We start from the raw sequence: 23,205 nt of genomic DNA, 5'->3' as shown, positions 1-23,205 counted from the left end.
CGCGCCCTGTTGAATCCCATCGGCCCCAGACAGGTTGCACTATGTTTCGTCCCAAGAGCACGTTTGAGCAATGGCGGATCTTTCAGGCAGTGGTGGACTGCGGCGGTTATGCCCAGGCTGCCGAGGCGCTGAACAAGAGCCAATCCTCCCTCAATCATGCGGTTGCCAAGCTGCAACAGAGTCTGGGGGTGGCCCTGCTGGAGGTGCGGGGACGCAAGGCGGTGCTGACGCCGGCGGGGGAGATCTTCCTCAAGCGGGCGCGCCAGCTCAGCCAGCAGGTGGAAGAGCTGGAGAACCTGGCCAACAACCTGGAGCGGCAGTGGGAGCCGCAGATCAACCTCTATGTGTCCGTGGTGCAGCCGCGGGAGCGCCTCTACCGGGCGCTGGCCCACTTCTACCCCCGCAGCCGCGGTTGCCGCATCAACCTGCATGAGCGGATCCACTGCCACTTCAATGCGCTGCAGGCAGGAGATCTGATGCTCTCCGAGCACCTGCCCCAGGATCGCACCGGCCTGCCGCTGGACGAAGTCTGTCTGCTTCCTCTGTGCGCAGCGGGCCACCCCCTTGCGGAGCAGGGAGAGCCCATCACCGCCGAGGTGCTGGCCAGCCACAACCAGATAAGCCTGCATCCCCCCATCCACCGCTCGGTGGACTGGAACGATGCGGACGACACCGGCTGGAAGGCGACCCACTATCACGAGGTGCTCAACATGGTGCGCCTTGGCATGGGTTACGCCTGGGTGCCCCGCCACCTGGTGCAGGAGGAGCTCGCCGAGGGCTCGCTGGTGCAGCTCGATCTCACCGGCGGCAACGAACGCTATCTCTACACCTACCTGCTCACCCCCTCGGTGGAGGCGCTGGGGCCGGCGGCCGAGCTGTTGCTGCGCTGCCTGCGCATCGAATACCAGGGAGACAACCCCAGGTAAGGCCGCTTCTTCCCCGCACGACCGGGGCACTGGTGCCGGCACATCCGGGCATCGGCTCCCCTTTGCATCCCTTATACGTTGGGGACCCGCCAGCAGGCGGCCAGCGCCATCAGCGCCAGGGCCGCCGCCACCATGAAGACCCCGTGGAAGCTCCAGAGCTCCGCCACCGTCCCCGCGATGGCCCCCGCCATGATGGAGCCGGTGCGGATGCTGTTGGAAAAGAGCGTGGTCGCCACCCCGGCGCGCCCCGGCATCAGGTCCTGGAAATAGGACATGCCGATGCCGGCCACGATGCCGATGAAGATGGCATTGAGCAGTTGCAGCGCAATGAGGGCATGCTGGCTCGACAGGGTCACGAGACCGCCATAGAAACCGACCCCGGCCAGCACCGCCAGCAGCATCATGGGCCGCTTGCCGAAGCGCCGGGTGTAGTAGCCCGCCAGCAGCATGAAGGGGATCTCCAGGGCCGCCGCCGTGCCCATCAGCAAACCGGCCAGCTTCTCCTCCAGCCCCAGCTCGCGGGTGATGTAGAGGGGCATGTTGATGAGGTACATGCTGTTGCAGGTCCACATCAGGGTGGAGGCGATGAAGAGCGCCCGCACCGATGGATCCCGCCAGCTGCTCACCCGCTCCACCTCGTTGTCCATCACCGGCAGCGGCAGGGAGGGAAGCCAGCGCCACACCACGAAGGCGCAGATGACATAGGCCAGCGCCGAGGCCAGATACATCACCTTGAAGCCGTAGCCGATGGCGAGCGCGAAGGCGATGGGTGGCCCTATCACCCAGGCCAGGGAGAACTGGGCCCGCAGCACCGAGCTGAACATGTCGGCCTGTTTGTTGCGGCTGTCGGCGTATTCCCGCGCCAGGGCGAACAGCTGCGGGCTGGCGGTGGCGGTCAGGCTCGCCAGCAGCACCCCCAGGCTCACCAGCAACCAGTACTGCCGGTTCCAGGCAAACAGCAGGGAGAGCACGATGCCGGCAAAGCAGCAGCGCAGGATCAGCTGCTTGCGATCCCCCTTGTTGTCGGAGCGGTGGCCGAGCCACTGGCTGATGAGGATGCCGATCACCGCGTTCACCGTGTAGAAGAGCCCCACCAGGAAGGGGCGCACCTGCACCTCCTCGGCCAGAAACAGGCTCAAGGTCGGCACCTGCAGCGCCACCGCCACCCCGGTCATGAAGGTCACGGCGAGAAACGAGAGAGAGACGGGATCCGGCCTCTTGCGGGCAGCAGACAGCAAACTCATAGAGATACCATTGATATGGAAGAAAAAAAGGAGCCAGATGCGGGCGGGCTTGGCGTATGGCGGCGGCTATTTTATGCCATTATCAACAGCTACCTCAAGGGTTGCGGGGGGGCGTCCAAGTCCGTACATTGGAAGCCCATCCAGCGCCAGTACAAGGATTTAACATGTTTGATTTTGACCGGGAAATAGATCGCAGCGGTACCATGAGCCTGAAATGGGACAAATACAAGGGTCAGGATGTCCTGCCCATGTGGGTCGCAGACACCGACTTCGTCTCTCCCCCCGCCGTACTGGAGGCCCTTACCAAACGGGTCGCCCACGGCATCTTCGGCTATTCGCGCCCCTCTCCCCGGCTCATCGAACTGATCGTATCGCGTCTGGCCAGCCGCTATGGCTGGACCATCCAGCCCGAATGGCTCGTCTTCCTGCCCGGGGTGGTGCCGGGCCTCAATCTCGCCTGCAAGGCCTGGAGCCAGCACGGGCGCGGCATCATCACCCCCAAGCCGGTCTACTACCCCTTCCTGCAGGCGCCGGGCTTCAATGACCGCCCCCTGCTCACCGTCCCCGTGGTGGAGGAAGAAGGTCGCTGGGTGCTGGATCTCGAAGAGCTTGAGCGTCAGGCCCCCTCGGCGGATCTGCTGCTGCTGTGCAACCCCCACAACCCGGGCGGCACCGTCTTCACCCGGGAAGAGCTGCTGGCCATTGACGCCATCGCAGAGCGCCACAACCTGGTGATCTGCTCCGACGAAATCCACTGCGACCTGCTGCTGGACAAGGATGCCCGCCACATCCCCTATGGTGCCCTGAGCCCGGAGGCGGCCGAACGCTCCGCCGTCATGATGGCACCGAGCAAGACCTTCAACATCGCAGGGCTGTGCTGCTCCTTCGCCGTGATCCCCAATGCCCGCCTGCGGCTCAAGCTGCAACAGGCGATGCGCGGCATCAGCGCCGACGTCAATCTGCTGGGGTTCGTGGCGGCCGAGGCGGCCTATGAGGGGGGCGAGCAGTGGCTGAATGAACAGCTCGACTACCTGGCCGGCAACCTGGCCCTGATCGAGCAGGCCGTGACCCGCTGGCCCGGCGTCAAGCTGGCCCGCAACCAGGCCACCTACCTCGCCTGGATCGACATGAGCGCCCTGGGCCTGGACGATCCCGTCGCCTTCTTCGAACAGGCGGGCGTGGGTCTCTCCCCCGGTGCCCAGTTCGGCAACGGCCAGTTCGTGCGGCTCAACTTTGGCTGCACCCGGGCCCGTCTCACCGAGGCCCTGGCCCGCATGGAGAAAGCCATTCTCCAGACCCGCTAGCGAACCGTCCCGGGCGGCGGCCCCAGGCCGCCCGGTGCGCGCAAAAGCGGTAAAATCCGTTCAGCTTCCCGTCTGATACGGATAAGATGAGGCTCATCACGGGATGAGCCCACCTCCTCCTCATGTTCAGCCACGGTTTCGGTCCACTATGCGCCCATTCGCCTTCTCTGCCCTGTTGCGTCTGTCACGTACCGCCCTGCCCTGGCTCGCGGCCGTGCTGGCGCCCTCCCTCTTCGCCTCCCCCGCCTATGTCACCATCGGCACGGGAGCCCTCAACGGCGTCTACTACCCGACAGGAGGCGCTATCTGCCGCCTGCTCAACGAGGAGAGTGCCCGCCACGGCCTGCACTGCACGGTGCAGAGTACCTCGGGCTCCATCGCCAATCTGGCGGCGCTCGCCAAGGGAGAGGTACAGCTCGCCCTGATGCAGTCGGATGTGCTCTACCATGCGGTGCACGGCAGCGGCCCCTTCGCGGGCCAGGCCCCGGACGATCAGCTGCGCAGCCTCTTGCGGCTCCACAAGGAGTCCCTGACCCTGATTGCCAGCGCCACCAGCAACATCACCACCCTGGCCGACATCAAGGGCAAGCGGGTCGATGTCGGCGCCCCCAACTCCGGGGACAGGGTCACCAGCCGGGCCCTGCTCGATGCCATGGGGTGGCGGATCGCCGACTTCAGCCGCCCGCCCGTGATCTCCCCGGGCAACCGGCTGGAGGGGCTCTGTGACGGCACCCTGGATGCCGCCTTCGTGGTCGCCGGTCACCCCAATCAGGCCATCGGCGATCTCACCGGCCGCTGTCAGGCCCGCCTCATTCCCATCGAGGGGGAACAGGTGGACAAGCTGCTCAAGCAGCACCCCTACTATGATCGCAGCCGCATCGGCGCCAACCTCTATCCGGGGCAGACAAGCGGCGTCAATACCTTCGCCGTCACCGCCGAACTGGTGGCGCTGGCCAGTCTGCCCGAGAGCGAGGTGCGCACCCTGCGGGACGTGCTGAACGAGCGGCTCAAGCAGTTCACCCGGCTGCATCCGGCACTGACCACCCTCACCTGGGAAGGCATGCAGGCGGGCAGCATCGCCCTGCTCCATCCCGGCATGCTGGATGCCGTGCCCACCCTCCCGGCGGACACCCTCACGGCATCCGGGGCCGGGGCGACCTCGGGTGCCCTGCCGACCTTGCCCCCGGCGAGCAGCGCGGCCACACCGTCCGATGGGACAGGCTACCCGAAAGGCACCGCGCCACTGGAGGGGTCCGACACCTTGCCGGAGCAGCCGGCCGCCGCGACCCTCTCAACCAGTTCGGGGGCGACCTCCACCAACCAGGCCCCGGCCCTGACCGAGCCGCCCACACCAGGCAGCGCAACCCTGGCGCCAGGCCATCCCCTGACCCCGCCTGAAACGCCCGCCTCGTCGGCAACGCCGCTGGAGGCGCCATCACCGGAGGCCATGCCGCCCAGCCACGCGGTGGGGACCACAGCCCCCGCCGGGCAATGAACACCAACCAAGAGGCCACCCCAGGGGTGGCCTCTTGGTTATCGGGAACGGGCGCCTGGCCTGTCACGGCGCCAGCAGCAGCGCCGGATTCTGGATCTCCTCCTCCACCCAGTGCAGCAGTTGCTTGATGGCCCGCGACAGCACCTGGTTCTGGCGCACCACGTACCCCAGGCTGGTACCGGGAAAATCGGTGAGCCGGGTCACCGGGGCGGTCAGCTTGAGCCTGGGGTGAAGGGAGAAATCCGGCACGATGGCGACGCCAAAGCCCGCCTCGGCCCAGTCGAGCTGGGCATCCACGCTCCCCACCTCCATGATGCGGCAGCTCGGCAGGCCGAGCAGGGGCAGGGAGGGGTCGATCAATGCCCGGGTCCGGGTGTCGTGCCCCAGCAGGATCAGGGTCGGCTCGTCCAGAGGATCGCTCTCTCCCGAGCTGGCCCGCGCCTGCCAGCGGGCCAGGCCGTGCCCCAGGGCACACCAGGTCACCTGCTGCAACTCGGTGTAGAAGAGCGGCTCGCTGCGCTTTTGTGCCATCACGAAGCCCAGATCCGCCTTGCCCGCCCGCACCAGATCCGCCGCCTGATCCGAGGTGGTGTTGAACAGGGTGAGGTCGATACCGGGGAAGGCCTGCTTGAAGCGCTGGAACGGCTGGATGAGCAGCAGGCGCGAGATGATGTCGCTGGCGGCGATGGCGAGCGTCCCCTGGCTCAACTGGCTCAGGGCATTGAGATCGGACTGGCAGAGCTGCAACTCGTTGATGGCGCGCTCGGCGCTTTGCAGCAGCCGCTCCCCCGCCTGGGTCAGGCGAAACGGGCTGCGCTCCACCAGCTTGACCCGGGTCGCCTGCTCCAGGTTCTTGAGGTGCAGGCTCACATTGGGTTGCGTCATGTGCAGTTCGGTGGCCGTCTGGCCGAAGTGCTGCAACCGGGCCAGGGTGACGAAGGTGTGCAGCCAGTGAATGTCCAGCATGGGGTTCCTCTTCTCCCGGGTCGATGGCAGGGCCAGCGCCGCCAGGGCACGGTCACCACGAAAGGGAGCGCGGTGTCGATAATTGCACCGGAATTATATGGCTTCCTTATCGGAATTATAAAGATAATTAATTTTTCTAATCCTCACGGGGCTCCTAGGATGGACGCCTAACGTCTTAGGAGAAAGAGTCATGTCGTCTATCGTAGTCGTAGGTGCTAACTGGGGTGATGAAGGCAAAGGCCGCATCGTCGATTATCTGGCAGGCCAGGCTGGCGCCAGTATTCGTTTCCAGGGCGGCAACAACGCCGGCCACACCGTGGTCAACGATCTGGGCACCTTCAAGCTGCACCAGGTGCCGAGCGGCGTCTTCAACCCGGATTGCCTGGTCGTGCTGGGCCCCGGCATGGTGATCAGCCCCGAGAAGCTCACCGTCGAGCTGGAAGAGGTCAAGGCCTCCGGCGTCATTCCCAAGCTCGCCATCTCTGACCGTGCCACCCTCTGCCTGCCGCTGCACGCGCTGGAAGACACCTTGGAAGAGCAACGCCTGGGTGACGGCGCCTACGGCTCCACCCGTCAGGGCATCGCCCCGGCTTACGGTGATCGGGTCATGAAAAAGGCGATCCTGGTGGGCTGGCTGAAACAGCCGGACGTGCTGGTCGAGCGCATCCAGTTCATGCTGGACTGGAAACTGCCGCAGATGAAGGCTCTCTATCCGGACTTCGAATTCACCCAGACCGCCCAGGAGATGGCCGACTGGCTGCTGGAAGTGTCCGCTCCCTGGCTGGACGCCGTCTGCAACGTCAGCATGCCCCTCAAGGCGCTGCAAGCCGAAGGCAAGACCCTGCTGTTCGAAGCCCAGCTGGGTGCCGGCCGTGATCTCATCTACGGCGAATACCCCTGGGTCACCTCCTCCCACGTTTCCGGCGCCTACGCCGGCATCGGTGGCGGTCTGCCGGGCCTGCGCCCGGAGCGCGTCATCGCCGTGGCCAAGGCCTTCAGCTCCTCCGTCGGTACCGGCACCCTGCTGACCGCCATGGAGAACCAGGACGAGTTCCGCAAGATCACCAACGAGTTCGGCGCCACCACCGGCCGTCCCCGTGACGTGGGTTACTTCGATGCCGTCGCCACCAAGAACGGCGTCGAGCTGCAGGCGGCCACCGAAGTGGCCCTGACCAAGCTGGACTGCCTGACCGGTCTGCCGGATCTGAAGATCTGCGTGGCCTACGAAGGTGCCCACACCGAGAACCCGATCTGGCCGCAGACCGCCGCCCTCACCCCCGTCTACGAGAAGATGGAGAGCTGGAGCGAAGACATCAGCGCCTGCCGCACCTTCGCCGAGCTGCCCAAGGCTGCCCAGGACTATGTGCTGCGCATCGAAGCCCTGCTGGGCGTGCCGGTGCCCATGGTCTCCGTCGGCCCGGGCCGTGACGAGATGATCCTGCGCTAAGACCCCTCGCCTCTCCCAAAAACCGGCATCCCAGGATGCCGGTTTTTTTATGCCCCTCAAAACCCCCGAACAGCTCACAAAAGCCGCCTCCATGGCATAATTTGAGCCATACGGGCACTCTGTTTTGAGCCAGCCCCCTTAGAGTGAATGCCATATTCACACAAAGGAGTGCCCATCATGAGATCCCCCATTATCCCGCTGCTGCCCCTGCTCTGCCTCGCGGCCCTGCCCGCCGGCGCCATGACCCTCAAGAGTACCGACATCCGCGAGGGTGAACCCATGGACAAGGTCTTCAGCTTCAACGGCTTTGGTTGCAGCGGCGAGAACCGCTCCCCCCAGTTGAGCTGGCAGAGCCTGCCCGCCGGCACCCAGAGCGTCGCCATCACCGCCTATGACCCGGACGCCCCCACCGGCAGCGGCTGGTGGCACTGGCTGGTGGTGAACCTGCCGGCCAGCCAGAGCGAGCTGCCGAACAATGCCTCCGGCAAGATCAAGCAGGGGCTGGAGCTTGGCACCGACTACGGTACCCAGGGTTATGGCGGCCCCTGCCCGCCCGCCGGTCACGGCATGCACCGCTACCAGTTCACCGTCTGGGCCCTGCCCAAGGCGCTGGAGGTGAAGGCCAACACCCCGCCCGCCATGGTAGGCTACATGCTCAACAGCCTGGCCCTTGGCAAGGCCACCCTGACCGCCACCTTCACCACCCCCTAGGAGCCCGCCCGATGAGCACGCCCCTGCTGCAACTGAATCACTACTTCGGGATCCGCCAGCAGCCCCTGCGCCGGGTGCTCATCTACGCGCCGACCCTCATCTGGGTGCAGCAGGGCCGCAAGCAGCTGTGGTGGCGGGAGCAGCGCCTCTCCTTTGACAAGGAGAGCTGGCTGCTGATCCCGGCGGGTCACCGGCTCACCTTCGTCAACCAGCCGGAGCAGGGCACGTTTCGCTCCCAGGCGCTCACCCTGCTGGCCCCGCCACCGGCCGAGTGGCTGGCAGAGAGCACCCTCGATCTCCTCAAGCCACCGGCCATCAGGGTGACGCCGGCCCTCGCCTTCTGCTTCGATCTCGTCACCACCATGGCGCAGCGGCAGCTCTGCGAGACGGCCCAGACCCAGCTGCTGCAAGGGTTTTATGGCGAGCTCAGGGCAGCGGGGGGCCTTGGCCTGCTCTTTCCTGCCACCACCATGACCCTGGGGGAGCGGCTGGCCCGTTACCTCAGCGTGGAGCCTGGTCTTGATCACCGGCTGGAGACGGTAGCGACCCACTTCGCCATGAGCCGCGCCTCTCTGGTCCGCAAGCTGGCCGCCGAGGGACGCAGCTTTCGCCAGGTGCTGACCCAGGTTCGCCTGGGGCACGCCCTCACCCTGCTGCAACAGGGGCTCACTCCGCTTCAGACCGCCCTCGCCTGTGGCTACGACTCCCCCGGCCGCTTTGCCGCGCGCTTCAAGGAGGAGTTCGGCCTGACCCCCCACCAATACCTGCGTACCTGCCCCGGGAGCCATGCCGCTCGCCAGGTAGGAGAACGCTGATCGCCCCTCTCCTTTGCATGGCATCGAACGCCATTCTGCACCCAAAAAACAAAAAGGCCTCCGCAAGGGAGCAATGCTGTTCAGATAAGCACTTTTTTGACTGATTATTCATAAATTGGATTTGAGTTGAGGGGGCAAGGCTGTGTCCAGTCGATCTTCCTCCAGCCTTTATCCAGCGGGGCTTGCAATAGAAAGAGGGAGGCATCATGCCTCCCTCGATTTTTTGTCCTGATACTACGTGGACTGGAACTCAAATTCTCTTAAGTGAACAGCATTGCCGCAAGGGAGGCCTTTCTTATGGCAGCGCCGCAGGTGGCGACTTACTTCACGGTCACCCGGGCAAACTTGCGCTTGCCAACCTGGTAGACGGCGGTACCGGCACCGATGAGTGCCTTGCCATCGTCCAGCTTCTCGCCATCAACCTTCACCGCGCCCTGCTTGATCATGCGCAGCGCTTCGGAGGTGGTGGCCACCAGATCGGCGTCTTTGAGCAGGTTGGCAATCGCCAGCCCTTCCCCTTCCAGTGCCAGTTCGACTTCCGGCATGTCGTCCGGAATGGCGTTCTTGGAGAAGCGCTGGGTGAAGTCTTCGTGGGCCGCTTCGGCCGCCGCTTCATCGTGATAACGGGCGATGATCTCTTTGGCCAGCCAGATCTTCACGTCGCGCGGGTTGAGGGTGCCGGCGGCGATACCTGCCTTGAACTCTTCAATCTCGGCGAGCGGACGGAAGGAGAGCAGCTCGTAGTAGTTCCACATCAGATCGTCGGTGATGGACATGATCTTGCCGAACATCTCCCCCGGGGCATCGTGCACGCCGATGTAGTTGGCAGCGGACTTGGACATCTTCTTGACGCCATCCAGGCCTACCAGCAGCGGCATCATCAGCACGCACTGGGTCGCCATGCCCGCATCTTTTTGCAGCTCGCGGCCCATCAGCAGGTTGAACTTCTGATCGGTACCGCCGAGCTCGACGTCCGCCTTCAGCGCGACCGAGTCATAGCCTTGCAGCAGCGGATAGAGGAATTCGTGAATGGCGATGGACTGGCCGTTGCTGTAGCGCTTCTTGAAGTCGTCGCGCTCCATCATGCGGGCCACGGTCTGCTTGGCCGCCAGCTTGATCATGCCGGTCGCGCCCAGCTCACTCAGCCAGGTGGAGTTGTACTCGATGCGGGTCTTGGCCGGGTCGAGGATCTTGAACGCCTGCTCGGCATAGGTGAGGGCGTTGTGCTTGATGGCCTCTTCGGAGAGCGGCGGACGGGTGGCGTTCTTGCCGGAGGGGTCACCCACCATGGCGGTGAAGTCACCGATCAGCAGGATCACTTCATGGCCCAGATCCTGGAAGGTCTTCAGCTTGTTGAGGATCACGGTATGACCCAGGTGGATGTCCGGCGCGGTCGGGTCCATCCCCAGCTTGATGCGCAGGGGGCGCCCTTCCTTCAACTTGGCGATCAGTTCTTCTTCAACCAGAATTTCTTCCGCTCCGCGCTTGATCTCGGCTAGCGCCACCTCGAGCTGGGACATTTTTTGACTCTCCAATCACGATTCCACAGGGCCAGACATATTACTGGAATGGCGGGCCAATTGGAAAGGCGGTAAACTCCGACCTTCTTCCGGGTTCAACTTTGTCTGCTTCTCATGGTCCTTTGGCACGCCTTCAACTCTCTCCCTCACTGGCACCGCAAGATGGTGCTTATCCTGAGCATCATGGTGATGATGCTGGCGGCCTGGCCGAGCGAACAGGCAGTCGCCACCCGGGTCGATGACAACGACAACGAACTGGCCGTCGAGCAGCAGGTCGACGAGGAGGCCCAGCTGGCACGGGCCGAGCCCGTCACCCCGCCCAAACCGCGCTATGTCACCAGACAGGTGAAGGTGCGCAGCGGCGACAACATGGGGCTCATCTTCCAGCGCCTGGGCCTCAGCACCACGGATCTGCACCTCATCGACCAGCTCGAGGGCACGGATACCCTGCGCCTGCTCAAACCCGGTCAGGAGCTCACCTTCAAGCTCACCAAGGGCGGCGAGCTGCACAGCCTCTACTACCCCCACAGCCTGGAGCAGGCGCTCAAGGTGAACCGCCGGGATGACGGCTTCGTGGCCAGGCCGGTGAAGATCGAGCTCGACACCCGCGAACAGGTGGCCCAGGGGGAGATCCGCTCCAGCTTCTGGGGCGCCGCCGTCGAAGCGGGCATGACGGAAGACCAGATCATGGATCTCGCCGCCATCTTCGGCTGGGACATCGACTTTGCCCAGGACCTGCAACCGGGGGACAGCTTCCGGGTGGTCTACCAGGACAAATACCAGGATGACGAGCGGGTTGCCTCCGGCGACATCCTGGCCGCCGAGTTCGTCAACCAGGGGGCCATCTACCGCGCCGTGCTGAACACGGATGGCAACTACTACACCCCGGACGGCAAGGCGATGCGCAAGAGCTTCCTGCGCGCGCCGGTCAACTTCAAATACATCAGCTCCAACTTCAATCCGCGCCGCCTTCACCCGGTCACCGGCAAGGTGCGTCCCCACAACGGCATCGACTACGTGGCGCCGGTGGGGACCCCCATCATGGCGGCGGGCGGCGGCAGCGTGGTGGCTGCCGGCTACAACCAGTTCAACGGCAACTACGTCTTCATCAAGCACGCTGGCAACTACGTGACCAAGTACCTGCACCTCTCCAAGCGCACCGTCAACAAGGGGCAGCGAGTGAAGCAGGGCCAGACCATCGGCCTGCTCGGTGGCACCGGCCGGGTCACAGGCCCGCACCTGCACTATGAATTCGTGGTGGGCGGCGTGCACAAAAACCCGCGCACCCTCAACCTGCCCCAGGCGGAGTCTCTCAGCGGGCGGGCGCTGGCCAGCTTCAAGGCCCAGGCCATGCCCCAGCTGGCCAAGCTGGACAGCCCCGAGCTGCAACTGGCCAGAAACAAGGGCAACGGTGACGACAGCTGACCGCTGTCGACCAAGGTGGAACACGGTATCGGACGGTTCCCCCGCATCATTGAAAGGGGTTGTCATGACTGAACGCTATATAGGCTTGATGTCCGGTACCAGCATGGATGGTATCGACGCCGTGCTGGTGCAGATCGAGGGGGATGCTCTGCGGGTCGAGGCGGCCCTCTGCCATCCCTGGCCTGTCGATACGGCTCGCACCCTGCACGCCCTCTGCACCCCGGGGGAGAACGAAATCGACCGCATGGGGGTCGCCGATAACCTGGTGGCCCGCGAATTTGCCGCCGCCACCCAGGCCCTGCTCGCCAAGGCGGCGCTGACTCCCAAGGAGATTCGCGCCATCGGCAGTCACGGCCAGACCATACGCCACCGCCCTGCCCTCGGCTTTACCCTGCAAATAGGCAACGCGGCCCTGCTGGCGGCCCTGACCGGCATCGACGTGGTGGCCGATTTTCGCACCATGGACATGGCCCTCGGCGGTCAGGGGGCCCCCCTGGTGCCCGCCTTCCATCAGGCGCTCTTTGCCCGCCCCGACGCCCTTCGGGTGGTGCTGAACCTCGGCGGCATTGCCAATATCTCGGTGCTGCCCGGCCAGGCCGACGGGGGGGCGGGTTCAGGGGTATATGGCTTCGATACCGGCCCCGCCAACACCCTGCTCGACGGCTGGTATCGCCGCCACCAGCCCCACGGTAACAGCTATGATGCCGGTGGCCAGTGGGCCGCCAGCGGCAGGCTTATCCCTGCGCTGCTGGAGCAGTTGCTGGCTCACCCCTACTTCGCCGCCCCCGCCCCCAAGAGCACGGGGCGTGAGATGTTCACCCTCGACTGGCTCGATGGCGAGCTGGACGGCTGCGCATACGCCCCCGCAGATGTGCAGCGTACCCTGCAATCCCTCACCTGCCACAGCATCGCCCGCCAGTTGCCCACCCACCGTGATGCGCCAACCCGGCCCGAGCTGTTTGTCTGCGGCGGCGGCGCCCACAACGCCCCGCTGCTGGCGGAGCTGGCCAGCCTGCTGCCCGACTGGCATCTGACCAGTACCGCCCAGCTCGGCCTTGCACCGGACTGGGTGGAAGGGGCCGCCTTTGCCTGGCTGGCACAACGCTTTATCCAGCGAAAGCCGGGCAACCTGCCTGCGGTGACCGGTGCGAGCCGCCCGGCGGTACTGGGCGCCCTCTATCCCGCCTGAGCCGCTTCCCGAGCGCCCTCCCCCCTAATGGAACAAGCCCGAACAGGTGCACCTGATCGGGCTTGTTGTTATGCCTGGCGCCAGATGGCGCAGACCCGTCACTCTGTGCTCCCTACCCGAGCCGCTCTTTCAACCTGGCCGCCTGCGCCTTGAAGGTCTCATAATCGGCGACATGCCGACTCCTGGCGGCGGTGATCCACTGCACGCCCGTCTCGTCGGCGTGGGAAAATTCGATGCAAAACTCATATTTCGCGCTGGAGAGCAGCCCCATCAGGGCGCCAGACAGAAAACCCACCAGGGGCAGGAAGAGCACGATGAGCCAGTTGCCCGCCTGCTCGTAGGAAGGGGTGAAGTAAAAGAGCACACTGGAGGTGACCACTCCCAGCAACAAGGTCTTCTTGAGCCTATCCATCCAGCCGAGTGCTTTTACCTGCACGCCGACGATGCGGCCCAGATCGTAGCGATCCTTGTTCACCCTCAGTGTGTTGTCCGACTGTTCAATGGCAATGGCCATCCTGATACTCCGTCCTGTTGGCTATGGCGATAAGGGGTTGCCGTGGCGGCCCCGGATTGTGCATCCCGAGGGCATGACGGGACCAGCGGCCAGCCACGGGGCGATGGGCGGCACCTCCCCCAACAGGAACACACGCTGCGCATGGTATCGTATGGCGCCAAACATCAAAAGACGTTCACATCAAAAGGCGAGGTGGATCACCTTCTGCCCGACCCTTGTCCCCCGTGCAGCCGTTGGCTTTTCTGGCCATCCTCTCTTGGGCAAGGTAGCCGGGGGATCAGGGGTCAGTGAGATAACAGCCCCGTGATGACCATCAGCAGGGGCGGGCCGATGGGATGGCGCCATGGACCCGCACCTCGAGAGCACTCCCATGGCCCTAGAAGGCCCACTTCAGGAAGCGGTTTACCTGGCGCTTGACCGGTGCACAGAGCGGCGGTTTGGGAGGATCCAGGTTGATCTGTCTGCGGCCCACCCCTCGCTCCCTCCCCTTGCCTGCTTCTGCGTCCTGTGGGCGGGCTGTGTTCGCGCCGCTGAAAAGATATGGCATAGGCGGTGTGGCGACCCGCCCATGTCAGCCTCCGCCGCAGGGGCTAAAATGCGCCCTCTCTTTCTCCCGTATTTATGTCATGACCTGTTGCCATGCAAAGAGGGTGAATGTTATTTCAGTGTGCTCGCCGCAGCATATTTTGGCGGCGCTGAACAGGGCGTCGAGAGAGCGATAAATAGATAGCTATGCAAAACCGGGAGAATAAGCTGCAATTTCGCCAAAAGTATTAACGGAGGATTCACAGGCTGTAACCCTGATACGCGACAATATGGCGCTATCTGGTTCCACTTTCATGGTAAAGCGGGATCATCATCACCTTTATTTGCCATGCCCGTCATGAATTGAATCGCAAAATGAATATATTTCACTCTGTTGAGCCACCTCATAGAAACAGGATCCCGGTTTGCATCCCCGGATAACCGCCCCCTAGAATTCTCCCGTCTGAATCACCAGGCCAACTTCTCTCCCTTGTCTGTTGCACGCGCTGTCTGCATCGAAACAGGGCTCGACACTGTGATGATCGTTCTCCTTTTCTCCGTCGCCCTGCGGCGGGAACGGGCAACTGTTGCCGCAATATCACGAGTCATCAGCGTGCCGTATTCGGCCAGGGAAGAACAATGCGGCCCGGACCCTACATCAAAAACGAAAAAGGAGTATCGCCATGAGTGGTACCATCATCAAGTCAGCCAGAAATACCCCCAATGCGCCTCAGGATCTGGGGCCCTATACCCAGAGAGTGGCCTTCTCCCACTACAACAATATTGCCGCCCAGCTTCCGGTCGACCCGAAAACGGGCGCGCTGGTCGCAGGGGATATCCAGGCGCAGGCCAGGCAGTGTCTCACCAATATCCAGGCCATCGTCCAGAGCATTGGCCACGGCATGGAGGACATGGTGAAGGTGACTCTGTTCCTCGCGGACATCGCCGACCTCGATGCCGTCAACGCCGTCTATCGGGCATTCTTCCCCCACTCGCTGCCGACCCGTACAGTGCTGGCGGTGGCCGGTCTGCCGCTCGGCGCCAGGGTGCAGATGGACGCCCTGCTCTCCAACGGGGAAGGCACCTTCCCCCAGGCTCCCTGCCCGCTGCTCAAACTCGCCCGCAATAGCGCCCACGCCCCGCAGGATCCGCTCTCCAGCCAGAGCGTCGCCTTCTCCCATTACAACAATATCGGTGCCCAGCTGCCCCTCGACCCCGCCTCCGGCGCCCTGGTTGACGGTGGCATTCGCGAACAGGCGGCCCAGTGCCTGCGCAATATCAAAACCGTGCTGGAGAGCATCGACGTGCCCTTCGACGACATCGTCAAGGTGACTGTCTATCTTACCAATCTGGCGGATCTCGACGCCGTCAACGAGGTCTACACCACCTTCTTCCCGGACTCCGCCATCGCCCGTGCCGTCGCCTATCTGCCCGCCCGCTCTGTGGTCAGTGCCGCCGCCCTGCCGCTGGGCGCCCGGGTGCAGATGGATGCGGTCATCTCCCACGGTGACGGCACCCCGCCCCAGCTGGTGGAAGACAGACACAATCTGGTGATCCGTGCCCGCAATACCGACAAGGCACCGAGAAGCCCGCTGCATAGCCAGAGCGTCGCCTTCTCCCACTACAACCATATCGCCGGCCAGTTGCCGCTCGACATGACCACCGGCAAGGTGCTGACCGGTTGCGTCAAGGAGCAGACCGCCCAGTGCCTCGGCCATATCAAGACTATTGTGGAGAGCATCGGCCACGTGATGGACGATATCGTCAAGGTCAATATCCAGCTTGCCAACATCGCGGATCTGGCGGAGGTGGATACCATCTACGCCAAATATTTCCCGGGCTATCTGCCTGCCCGCACCGTGATTGGCGTGAGCGAGCTGCCCGCCGGCGCCCTGGTGCAGATGGATGCGGTGATGTCCAACGCCGAAAGCACCCCGCCGCAGGTGTAACACGTTGCTTTAACGATTAAAAGGCGCCGGCTTAGGCCGGTGCCTTTATCAAAAACAACTAGTTTAGATATTCAATCCTGAATAGGCAGATATAACGTTCCCAATCTCTTTAATATTTATATCACGTCTCCAGTTCCATCTTTTATTTACGTTTTTAGAGATTAAATATAAATAGCGAAGAAATTGAGATGGAAGAAGCGGCCTATTACAATAATATTCGTCCCCATTCTCATTTCTGAACCAAATATAGCCATGTGTAGTATCAAAGAGAGTATCATCATCAACTTGTGTTAATGAACATTCCATCGATAATAATGACTCGAAACGATCAGTTGAAGCAACACAATGTATATGTGCATGAACGATACAACCACCAGAGTGATCACAACTCGATCCTGCCCCACTTTCAAAAAAGAACAAACGCTCTTTAAAACGTTCAAGATAATAATCACTTAAGGCATCAATAATAAACTCAACTTCACCCTTCAATTCGCCTTCTATAAGTGCAAAGCTATTTACATGTTTTTTTGGCACTATCATAACATGAGATTTATCTAATGGACCAAAGCTAGGGATGACACAGAACCCCCTAGTTTCCATCAGTACATTTTTCCCATGTTTGACTAGCTCACCATAATCACGATATTCAATTTGTTCTAAATCACCAGCCAACTCTATGCAAATATTACAGTTATTTTTTTCCATCAGAAACCTTCGGTACAATTTTCTCTGCCCACCCAGCCAAACGGCTTAACACCAGATCAGAGAAATAGCCAAGCAAAAAACTAAGCGAGAATGCAATTTTCCCTGTATTCATATTGTCAATTTGAATGGGAATGATCCTTGATGATATCAATAGATATGTTGAAAACGCCACAATAGCAGATAAAAAAGGAGTCAACACTCTCCAATAAAACTTATGAGGTTGCCATGGAAAACTATATTGATCGCTTTTTCCTCTAGCCGTAACTCTATAAAACCATTTGGCATCATAGACCCAACCTCCCAAAAAACCACCAAAAATAGAGAAAAGCATTACTTTGTCAGAATATACAATACCCAATTTACTAGAAAAAATCTGCAATAGAAAAGTTGCGATCAATGTAATAAAAAACAAAACAACCAAATAAAAGAACTCGAAAATAATTTGAGACTTATCTGTCTCAAAAAACGGCACACATTCCCTTCCTTCAACTCCATTTTCTATTTTAGGTTCCAATATAAATCACCTCTAAACTGGTTAAGATTCTTTATCTATTACCTTTTGAAACTCAATAAAACAATACCTGAATTCATCTCTATTTTGAATGATTAAACCATTGTCAGCCAACAAAAAAGCGCCTCCCGAGGGAGGCGCTTTTCAATTCAGTATCAAGCAATCAGCGATTACAGGGATTCAGCGGTCGCAACCACGTTTTCCACGGTAAAGCCGAATTCCTTGAACAGCAGCTCGGCCGGGGCGGACTCACCGAAGGTGCGCATGCCGATGATCTTGCCGCCAAAGCCCACGTACTTGTACCAGTAGTCGGCGATGCCCGCTTCGATGGCCACACGCTTGGTGACGGCGGCCGGCAGGACGGACTCCTTGTACTCGGCGGACTGGGCATCGAACACGTCGGTAGACGGGATGGAGACCACGCGCACGGCACGACCCTTGGCAGTCAGCTGCTCATAGGCAGCCATGGCCAGCTCCACTTCGGAACCGGTGGCGATCAGGATCAGCTCCGGGGTACCGGCGCAATCCTTCAGCACGTAACCACCCTTGGCGGCATCGGCCAGTTGCTGGGCGGTGCGGTCCATCTGGGCCAGGTTCTGACGGGAGAAGATCAGGGAGGTCGGGCCGTCGGTACGCTCGATGGCGTGTTTCCAGGCGATGGCGGACTCTACCTGATCACACGGGCGCCAGGTGCTCATGTTCGGGGTCAGACGCAGGGAGGCGATCTGCTCGACCGGCTGGTGAGTCGGGCCATCTTCACCCAGACCGATGGAGTCGTGGGTGTAGACGAAGATGGCGCGCTGCTTCATCAGGGCGGCCATGCGCAGGGCGTTGCGGGCGTACTCCATGAACATCAGGAAGGTGGCGCCGTAGGGGATGAAACCACCGTGCAGGGCGATGCCGTTCATGATGGCGGACATGCCGAACTCGCGCACGCCGTAGTGGATGTAGTTGCCTGCGGCGCTCTCGGGAGTCAGGGACTTGGAGCCGGACCACATGGTCAGGTTGGACGGCGCGAGATCCGCGGAGCCGCCCATGAATTCCGGCAGCAGCTTGCCGAAGGCTTCCAGGGAGTTCTGGGACGCTTTACGGGTCGCGATCTTGGCCGGGTTGGCCTGCAGGGTTTCGATGATCTTGGCGGATTCAGCAGCCCAGTTGGCCGGCAGCTCGCCAGTGGTGCGGCGCTTGAATTCGGCAGCCAGGGCCGGGTGAGCGGCTTCATAGGCAGCGAACTTGGCAGCCCAGTCGGATTCGAGCTTGGCGCCCTTCTCCTGACCGTTCCACTCGGCGGCGATGTCGGACGGGATGACGAACGGCGCGTGGTCCCACTTCAGGAAGGCACGGGCGGCGGCGATCTCGTCGTTGCCCAGCGGTGCGCCGTGGCAGTCGTGGGAGCCGGACTTGTTCGGGGAACCGTAGCCGATGATGGTGCGGCAGCAGATCAGGGTCGGCTTGCCGGTCTCGGCCTTGGCGGCTTCGATGGCGGCGTTGATGGCTTCCGGGTTGTGACCGTCAACGGCCGGGATGACGTGCCAGCCGTAGGCTTCGAAGCGCTTGGGAGTGTCGTCGGTGAACCAGCCTTCTACGTGACCGTCGATGGAGATGCCGTTGTCATCCCAGAACGCGATCAGCTTGCCCAGACCCAGGGTGCCGGCCAGGGAGCAGGCTTCGTGGGAGATACCTTCCATCAGGCAGCCGTCGCCCATGAAGGCGTAGGTGTAGTGGTCGACGATGTCGTGACCCGGCTGGTTGAACTGCTCGGCCATGGCCTTCTCGGCGATCGCCATGCCCACGGCGTTGGTGATGCCCTGACCCAGCGGACCGGTGGTGGTTTCAACGCCCGGCGCATAACCGTACTCCGGGTGACCCGGGGTGCGAGAGTGCAGTTGGCGGAAGTTTTTCAGATCGTCGATGGAGAGGTCATAACCGGAGAGGTGCAGCAGGGAGTACAGCAGCATGGAGCCGTGGCCGTTGGAGAGAATGAAACGGTCGCGGTCGGCCCACTTGGGGTTGTTCGGGTTGTGTTTGAGGTGGCTGCGCCACAGCACTTCAGCGATATCCGCCATTCCCATGGGGGCGCCCGGGTGACCGGAGTTGGCTTTTTGAACGGCATCCATACTCAATGCACGAATGGCATTGGCAAGCTCTTTACGAGAAGGCATCTGTATCTCCTGCGATTGCTTCATTTGATGGCCAAGATTAAGGCGCGTTATTGTCCCAGCAGGGGGCGCGGCGTGCAAATATTATCTGGGCGAATAAAGTGGCTTTGGGAGCACAATCGCTTTTCTGGGCGGGGAAAACGATTCAATCCGCCCCCTGCCTTACCTCCATGGAGGTGGATCCCTTCCCCATCCCGCCCCCGGCGGCTCCACCCCCAAATAGTGCTGGCAATCACCGGATGACCTATTTAAAATAGACGTCCAGATGTAGATACCTCTACAGTCATCCTGTCATTATCCGGTTATGGCCAAGGCGATAACCCTTACGAATCGAGAACCAAACATGGCAAAGCTGTTTACTTCCGAGTCGGTCTCCGAAGGCCATCCCGATAAAATCGCCGACCAGATCTCCGATGCGGTGCTGGACGCCATCCTGCAGCAGGACACCAAGGCGCGCGTCGCCTGCGAAACCCTGGTCAAGACCGGCATGGTGATGGTAGCCGGCGAAGTGACCACCTCTGCCTGGGTCGACATCGAACAGATCGTGCGCGACACCGTGCGCGAGATTGGTTACACCCACTCCGACATGGGCTTCGACGCCGACTCCTGCGCCGTGCTGAACGCCATCGGCAAACAGTCTCCGGACATCAACCAGGGCGTCGACCGTACCGACCCGCTGGAGCAAGGTGCAGGTGACCAGGGCCTGATGTTCGGCTACGCCACCAACGAAACCGACGTGCTGATGCCCGCGCCCATCACCTATTCCCACCTGCTGGTGAAGCGTCAGGCAGAAGTGCGCAAGAATGGCACCCTGCCGTGGCTGCGTCCGGACGCCAAGAGCCAGCTGACCTTCGCCTACGACGACGCAGGCAAGATCCTGGGTGTCGATGCCGTGGTGCTCTCCACCCAGCATTGCGACTCCATCAGCCACAGCGATCTGGTGGAAGCGGTGCGCGAAGAGATCATCAAGCCGGTGCTGCCCGCCGAGTGGATCAACAAGGACACCAAGTACTTCATCAACCCGACCGGTCGTTTCGTCATCGGCGGTCCCATGGGTGACTGCGGTCTGACCGGTCGCAAGATCATCGTCGACACCTACGGCGGCATGGCCCGTCACGGTGGTGGCGCCTTCTCCGGCAAGGATCCGTCCAAGGTGGACCGCTCCGCCGCCTACGCCGCCCGCTACGTGGCCAAGAACATCGTGGCCGCAGGTCTCGCGGATCGCTGTGAAGTGCAGGTCTCCTACGCCATCGGCGTGGCCGAGCCCACCTCCATCAGCGTCGAAACCTTCGGTACCGGCAAGGTGGCCGAAGCCCTGCTGGTCAAGCTGGTGCGCGAGTTCTTCGAGCTGCGCCCCTATGGTCTCATCGAGATGCTGGATCTGAAGCGCCCGATCTACCAGGCAACCGCCGCTTACGGCCACTTCGGCCGCGACGAGTTCCCCTGGGAGAAGACCGACAAGGCTGAGCTGCTGCGCGCTGCCGCCGGCCTGTAAGGCTCGAGGTTGTGATAAAAGGGGAGCCTGGCTCCCCTTTTGCTTTTGTGTCCGTCCCGAGGATCCCATGCCTGCCACTGCCACCCGGCTTGACCCCGCCCTCATCGAGACGCTGCTCGCACGCGTCGATGCCTGCTTTGTGCAGGCCGAAACGCGCCTTGGCCGCACCTTTCCCCGCCCGCAAGTCCATTGCAACATGCGGGGCCGGGCGGCAGGATCGGCGCGGCTGCAAACCTGGGAGCTGCGTTTCAATCCGGCGCTCTATCAGGCCAATCAGCAGGCGTTTATCAGGGAAGTGGTGCCCCACGAGGTGGCGCACCTGCTGGTCTATGCGCTCTGGGGAGAGGGGCGCGGCAAGAGCCGGGTACTGCCCCACGGTCGCCAGTGGCAGTCGGTGATGCGGGAGCTGTTCGGTCTCGAACCCAGCACCACCCACAGCTTCGATCTGGGGGTGCTGGCCCAGCGCACCTTCGTGTATGTCTGCGCCTGCCAGCAGCATCCCCTCTCCGTGCGCCGCCACAACAAGGTGATACGCGGCGAGGCCCGCTATCACTGCCGCCGCTGTCGCCAGCCCCTGGTGTGGCAGCGCGACACGACGGCGGATTGAGTCACCCCGTGTCGCGCTCCTGTGATAGGGTGCGCGCTTACTTCATTCAACTGTCTCATTGCCAAGGATATTCATGTTTCGCCCTCTGCTCTCCCTCTGCCTGGCCCTGCTGGTCAGCGCCCCGGCCCATGCCGACAACATCCAGACCTTTCGCGCCGCCAAGCAGGATCTGAACAAGCTCTACCAGAGCCACCCCGTCACCTTCTACTGCGGCTGCAACATCAAGTTCAGCGGCAAGAAGATGGCCCCCGACTGGGAGAGCTGCGGCTACCTGCCGCGCAAGCAGGCCGAGCGGGCCTCCCGCATCGAATGGGAGCACGTGGTGCCCGCCTGGGAGTTCGGCCACCAGCTCCAGTGCTGGCAGGACGGGGGTCGCAAGAATTGCGGCAAGAGCGACGAGTTCAACAGGATGGAGGGAGACATGCACAACCTCTTCCCCGCCATCGGCGAAGTGAACGGTGATCGGGCGAACTTCCGCTTCAGCGACTGGAACGGCAAACCGAACCAGTACGGCAAGTGCCAGATGCTGGTGGACTTCAAGGAGCGCCAGGTGCAGCCGCCCAAGGGGCCGGTGCGTGGACAGATCGCCCGCGCCTACCTCTACATGAGCCAGCAGTACGGACTGCGTCTGGCGGCCCAGCAGCGCAAGCTTTACGAAGCCTGGGACAGGCAGTATCCGGCTGATCGCTGGGAGTGCGAGCGCAACCGCCGTATCGGCAAGCTGCAGGGCAATACCAATCCCTTCATTGAAAAGCAGTGCCAATAACCCCATTTGACCAGGGAGGGGGAGCGTCCCCCTCCTCCTGAATCCCTTCACTCTCTGCCTCGCGAGCCTTGCTCGCCGCCGTGCAGTAGGGTATTGAAGGGTTTCCAAGCAAGAGACTGACTATCAGCCATGCGCATTCCACGTATCTATGAACCGGCCAGCCTGCAGGTTGGCCAGACCCTCGCCCTGTCGGAAGACGGTGCCAATCACATCGGCCGCGTGCTGCGCATGCAGCCGGGCCAGCAGCTCGAGCTGTTCAACGGCGACGGCCACCAGTACCCCGCCACCATCACCAGTGTGGGCAAGAAGTCCGTTGAGGTGACCATCGACAGTTGCGAGACCCGCTCGGTGGAGTCCCCCCTTGCCATCCACCTGGGTCAGGTGATCAGCCGCGGCGACAAGATGGACTTCACCATCCAGAAATCGGTGGAGCTCGGCGTCACCTGCATCACGCCCCTCTTCTCCGAGCGCTGCGGCGTCAAGCTGCCCGCCGATCGGCTCGAGAAAAAGCGCGAGCAGTGGCAAAAAGTGGTGATCAGCGCCTGCGAGCAGTGCGGCCGCAATACCGTGCCCGAGGTGCGCATGCCGATGGAGCTGGACGCCTGGCTGGCGGAAGAGACCCAGGAGCTCAAGCTCAACCTGCACCCGCGCGCCCCTTACAGCATCAACACCCTGCCCATCCCCGAGCACGGCGTGCGCCTGCTGATCGGCCCGGAAGGGGGCTTGTCCGGCGACGAGATCGCCCGTACCGTGCAGGAAGATTTCAAGGAGATGCTGCTGGGGCCGCGGGTGCTGCGCACCGAAACCGCCGCCCTGACGGCGATTACTGCGCTTCAGTGCCGCTTTGGCGATCTGGCCTGACAGCCGACCCCACCCCGGCCCTCCCCTTCGCAGGGGAGGGAGCAACAGGCCCCTCCCCCTTGTGAAGGGGG

20 protein-coding genes are annotated in these 23,205 nt (G+C 62.1%); 13 read left to right on the top strand and 7 right to left on the bottom strand.

All coding sequences use genetic code 11. The annotated features are described in order from the left end of the window. Positions 1 to 41: 41 nt before the first annotated feature. Positions 42 to 926 (top strand): LysR family transcriptional regulator, encoded by an 885-nt coding sequence (locus tag C2U47_RS16525; RefSeq protein ID WP_042015608.1) that lies wholly within the window; start codon positions 42 to 44, stop codon positions 924 to 926. A 71-nt stretch (positions 927 to 997) separates the two neighbouring features. Here C2U47_RS16525 and C2U47_RS16520 read toward each other — a convergent pair whose 3' ends face one another. Next, positions 998 to 2,170: an MFS transporter gene (locus C2U47_RS16520; protein ID WP_103261739.1), complete on the bottom strand. Its 1,173-nt coding sequence runs from the start codon at positions 2,168 to 2,170 to the stop codon at positions 998 to 1,000. A 164-nt stretch (positions 2,171 to 2,334) separates the two neighbouring features. Between C2U47_RS16520 and C2U47_RS16515 the strand changes: the two genes are divergently transcribed. After that, the gene (locus C2U47_RS16515) at positions 2,335 to 3,474 is read left to right on the top strand and encodes a MalY/PatB family protein (RefSeq protein WP_103261738.1); all 1,140 of its coding nucleotides are present in this window, start codon (positions 2,335 to 2,337) and stop codon (positions 3,472 to 3,474) included. A gap of 148 nt (positions 3,475 to 3,622) precedes the next feature. Beyond that, the gene (locus C2U47_RS16510; protein ID WP_103261737.1) at positions 3,623 to 4,969 is read left to right on the top strand and encodes a TAXI family TRAP transporter solute-binding subunit; all 1,347 of its coding nucleotides are present in this window, start codon (positions 3,623 to 3,625) and stop codon (positions 4,967 to 4,969) included. Between the two features lie 63 nt (positions 4,970 to 5,032). Here the strand turns inward: C2U47_RS16510 and C2U47_RS16505 are convergent, their stop codons facing one another. Continuing rightward, positions 5,033 to 5,935, bottom strand: a complete 903-nt coding sequence (locus C2U47_RS16505) for a LysR family transcriptional regulator (RefSeq protein ID WP_041212603.1) — start codon at positions 5,933 to 5,935, stop codon at positions 5,033 to 5,035. Positions 5,936 to 6,125: 190 nt separating this feature from the next. Between C2U47_RS16505 and C2U47_RS16500 the strand changes: the two genes are divergently transcribed. The 3 genes from C2U47_RS16500 (at position 6,126) to C2U47_RS16490 (ending at position 8,908) form a co-directional block, all read left to right on the top strand. Further along, entirely contained in the window at positions 6,126 to 7,382 is a 1,257-nt protein-coding gene (locus tag C2U47_RS16500; RefSeq protein WP_042880306.1) for an adenylosuccinate synthetase, read from the top strand. A gap of 177 nt (positions 7,383 to 7,559) precedes the next feature. Continuing rightward, entirely contained in the window at positions 7,560 to 8,093 is a 534-nt protein-coding gene (locus tag C2U47_RS16495) for a YbhB/YbcL family Raf kinase inhibitor-like protein (RefSeq protein WP_103261736.1), read from the top strand. 11 nt (positions 8,094 to 8,104) lie between these two features. Continuing rightward, positions 8,105 to 8,908, top strand: a complete 804-nt coding sequence (locus tag C2U47_RS16490) for a helix-turn-helix transcriptional regulator (RefSeq protein ID WP_103261735.1) — start codon at positions 8,105 to 8,107, stop codon at positions 8,906 to 8,908. Positions 8,909 to 9,228: 320 nt separating this feature from the next. Here the strand turns inward: C2U47_RS16490 and tyrS are convergent, their stop codons facing one another. Then, positions 9,229 to 10,428, bottom strand: coding sequence for a tyrosine--tRNA ligase (gene tyrS / locus C2U47_RS16485; RefSeq protein WP_039040151.1), 1,200 nt, complete (start codon positions 10,426 to 10,428; stop codon positions 9,229 to 9,231). Between the two features lie 114 nt (positions 10,429 to 10,542). Between tyrS and C2U47_RS16480 the strand changes: the two genes are divergently transcribed. Both C2U47_RS16480 and C2U47_RS16475 read left to right on the top strand, forming a co-directional pair. Then, positions 10,543 to 11,853 carry a peptidoglycan DD-metalloendopeptidase family protein gene (locus tag C2U47_RS16480; protein ID WP_103261734.1) on the top strand — a complete coding sequence of 437 codons (1,311 nt, stop codon included), beginning with the start codon at positions 10,543 to 10,545 and terminating at the stop codon, positions 11,851 to 11,853. 64 nt (positions 11,854 to 11,917) lie between these two features. Continuing rightward, complete coding sequence (locus C2U47_RS16475) at positions 11,918 to 13,042, top strand: anhydro-N-acetylmuramic acid kinase (protein WP_103261733.1); 1,125 nt, start codon at positions 11,918 to 11,920, stop codon at positions 13,040 to 13,042. 112 nt (positions 13,043 to 13,154) lie between these two features. Here C2U47_RS16475 and C2U47_RS16470 read toward each other — a convergent pair whose 3' ends face one another. Next, entirely contained in the window at positions 13,155 to 13,556 is a 402-nt protein-coding gene (locus tag C2U47_RS16470) for a hypothetical protein (RefSeq protein ID WP_223929890.1), read from the bottom strand. A gap of 1,208 nt (positions 13,557 to 14,764) precedes the next feature. Between C2U47_RS16470 and C2U47_RS16465 the strand changes: the two genes are divergently transcribed. Continuing rightward, the gene (locus C2U47_RS16465; RefSeq protein WP_103261732.1) at positions 14,765 to 16,030 is read left to right on the top strand and encodes a RidA family protein; all 1,266 of its coding nucleotides are present in this window, start codon (positions 14,765 to 14,767) and stop codon (positions 16,028 to 16,030) included. 63 nt (positions 16,031 to 16,093) lie between these two features. On the opposite strand, the gene C2U47_RS16460 is transcribed toward C2U47_RS16465, so the two are convergent. The 3 genes from C2U47_RS16460 to tkt all read right to left on the bottom strand — a co-directional run bounded on the left by C2U47_RS16460 (position 16,094) and on the right by tkt (position 19,408). After that, positions 16,094 to 16,735, bottom strand: a complete 642-nt coding sequence (locus tag C2U47_RS16460; RefSeq protein ID WP_103261731.1) for a hypothetical protein — start codon at positions 16,733 to 16,735, stop codon at positions 16,094 to 16,096. Next, positions 16,722 to 17,249 (bottom strand): hypothetical protein, encoded by a 528-nt coding sequence (locus C2U47_RS16455; RefSeq protein ID WP_199766816.1) that lies wholly within the window; start codon positions 17,247 to 17,249, stop codon positions 16,722 to 16,724. The genes C2U47_RS16460 and C2U47_RS16455 overlap by 14 nt, the downstream gene beginning before the upstream one ends. A 167-nt stretch (positions 17,250 to 17,416) precedes the next feature. Beyond that, the gene (gene tkt, locus C2U47_RS16450; RefSeq protein WP_103261730.1) at positions 17,417 to 19,408 is read right to left on the bottom strand and encodes a transketolase; all 1,992 of its coding nucleotides are present in this window, start codon (positions 19,406 to 19,408) and stop codon (positions 17,417 to 17,419) included. Positions 19,409 to 19,748: 340 nt separating this feature from the next. Between tkt and metK the strand changes: the two genes are divergently transcribed. From metK to rsmE, 4 genes are all read left to right on the top strand, one after another. After that, the gene (metK, locus tag C2U47_RS16445) at positions 19,749 to 20,900 is read left to right on the top strand and encodes a methionine adenosyltransferase (RefSeq protein ID WP_010673869.1); all 1,152 of its coding nucleotides are present in this window, start codon (positions 19,749 to 19,751) and stop codon (positions 20,898 to 20,900) included. Positions 20,901 to 20,967: 67 nt separating this feature from the next. Continuing rightward, on the top strand, positions 20,968 to 21,507 hold the full coding sequence (locus C2U47_RS16440) for a SprT family zinc-dependent metalloprotease (protein WP_103261729.1): 540 nt from the start codon (positions 20,968 to 20,970) through the stop codon (positions 21,505 to 21,507). Between the two features lie 73 nt (positions 21,508 to 21,580). Continuing rightward, complete coding sequence (locus tag C2U47_RS16435; protein ID WP_039040144.1) at positions 21,581 to 22,273, top strand: endonuclease; 693 nt, start codon at positions 21,581 to 21,583, stop codon at positions 22,271 to 22,273. Between the two features lie 129 nt (positions 22,274 to 22,402). Further along, positions 22,403 to 23,134 carry a 16S rRNA (uracil(1498)-N(3))-methyltransferase gene (rsmE, locus tag C2U47_RS16430; protein WP_041212593.1) on the top strand — a complete coding sequence of 244 codons (732 nt, stop codon included), beginning with the start codon at positions 22,403 to 22,405 and terminating at the stop codon, positions 23,132 to 23,134. The last annotated feature ends 71 nt before the right edge of the window (positions 23,135 to 23,205 follow it).

Origin of the sequence: Aeromonas sp. ASNIH7 (assembly GCF_002903485.1) — a bacterium.
Lineage (GTDB): Bacteria > Pseudomonadota > Gammaproteobacteria > Enterobacterales > Aeromonadaceae > Aeromonas > Aeromonas caviae.
The sequence above is the reverse complement of the archived record's forward strand: the minus strand, read 5'-3'. Positions and strand labels throughout refer to the sequence as shown.